Annotated in this window: 1 protein-coding gene; it reads right to left on the reverse strand. The window is 70.6% G+C overall.

Annotation, left to right across the window (positions count from 1 at the left end; translation table 11 throughout):
• A partial coding sequence (locus tag ACIQGQ_RS37165; RefSeq protein ID WP_402405107.1) for a condensation domain-containing protein occupies positions 1-1,733 on the reverse strand: 1,733 nt, incomplete at its 3' end.
• Positions 1,734-1,761: the final 28 nt, after the last annotated feature.

Genomic DNA, 1,761 nt, shown 5'->3' on the forward strand with positions numbered 1-1,761 from the left:
AGTACCAGCCCGCGCTCGGCCTGTGACAGCACCTCCACCTGTCCCACCGGCACGGATGGATCCCCGACCACCGCCTCCAGCACCCGCACCAAACGGGCCACGAGTGCCTCGGCGGTCGACTGGTCGAAGAGGTCCTTGCTGAACTCCAGGACACCGACGACACCGTAGGGCTTGGCGTCCCGGGCATGGCGTTCGGCCATGCGGAAGAGCAGGTCGAACTTGGCGGCTCCGATCGGCAGCGGCTGCTGGGCGACGGTCAGCCCGGGCAACCGGCCGCTCACGGCGGCCGCCTGCTCCTGGTCGACGTTGTTCCAGGTGAGCATGGTCTGGAAGAGGGGGTGGCGGGCCATCGAGCGCTCCGGGTCGAGGTGCTCGACGAGACGCTCGAAGGGCACGTCCTGGTGCGCGTATGCGGAGAGGTCGAACTCCCGCACACGGCAGATCAGTTCGGTGAAGGTCGGATCTCCCGACAGGTCGGCGCGCAGCACCAGCGTATTGACGAAGAACCCGACGAGATCCTCCACCACGTCATCCGTACGGCCCGCGATCGGGGTGCCGAGGGCGATGTCCTGCTCTCCTGACAGCCGGGAGAGCAGCGCCGAGAGCGCGGACTGCATCACCATGAAGACGCTGGCCCGGTGCTCCTTGGCCAGCTCGGCCATGCGGCCGTGCACGATCGCGGGAACCTCGAAGGTGACGCGGCCGCCCCGGTGCGTGGGGGTGGCCGGGCGCGGTCGGTCGGTCGGCAGCTCCAGCTCGTCCGGGAGGCCGGCCAGTGCCTGCTTCCAGTGGGCGAGCTGTCGTGTGATCGCGCTGTCCGGGTCGGTCTCGGAGCCCAGGGTCTGCTGCTGCCAGAGGGTGTAGTCGGCGTACTGCACCGGAAGCTCGGCCCAGTCCGGTGCGTCGCCCGCGCTGCGCCGCGCGTAGGCGGCCGTCAGGTCGCGGGCCAGCAGCGGCATCGACCAGCCGTCGGCGGCGATGTGGTGGACCAGGACGAGCAGGACGTGCTCGTCCTCGGCGAGCTCGAACAGTGTCGCGCGGACGGGGAGTTCGGCCGCCAGGTCGAAGGGGTAGCGGGCCGCTGCCGCCAGTTCCCCGGCCAGGCCCGCCTCGTCCACTCGTACGGTGGCGAGCTCGGCGCGTATCGCGTCGGTGGGCAGCACTGCCTGGTACGGGCCCTCGGAGTCCTCCGAGTAGACGGTACGCAGGGACTCGTGGCGTACGAGGACGTCACGCAGCGCCGACTCCAGGGCCGCCCGGTCCAGGCTTCCGGTCAGGCGCAGTGCCACCGGCATGTTGTAGGTCGGGCCGGCGCCTTCGAGGCGGCCGAGGAACCAGAGCCGTTGCTGGGCGTAGGACAGGGGGAGCCGTTGGGGGCGTGGCATCCGGGTGATCGCGCGGCGAGCACGCCCGGCCGTGCTGTCGAGGGCGGTGTTCAGCGTCGCCACGGTGGGCGTCTCGAACAACTGGCGCACGGACAGCTCGGCTTCGAGAGTGGAGCGGATGCGGGCCGCCAGCTTGGTCGCGAGGAGGGAGTGTCCGCCGAGGTCGAAGAAGCTGTCGTCGATGCTCACCGCAGGCACGCCGAGGACCTCCGCGAACAGGCCGCACAGGATCTCCTCGCGCGGCGAGCGTGGTGTGCGGCCCGTTGGTCGCTCCACCAGGTCGGGGGCGGGCAGGGCTTTGCGGTCGAGCTTGCCGTTTGGGGTGAGCGGCAGCGCGTCGAGTGTCACGAACGCGGTCGGCACCATGTACTCGGGG

This window comes from Streptomyces sp. NPDC092952, assembly GCF_044754785.1.
Lineage (GTDB): Bacteria > Actinomycetota > Actinomycetes > Streptomycetales > Streptomycetaceae > Streptomyces.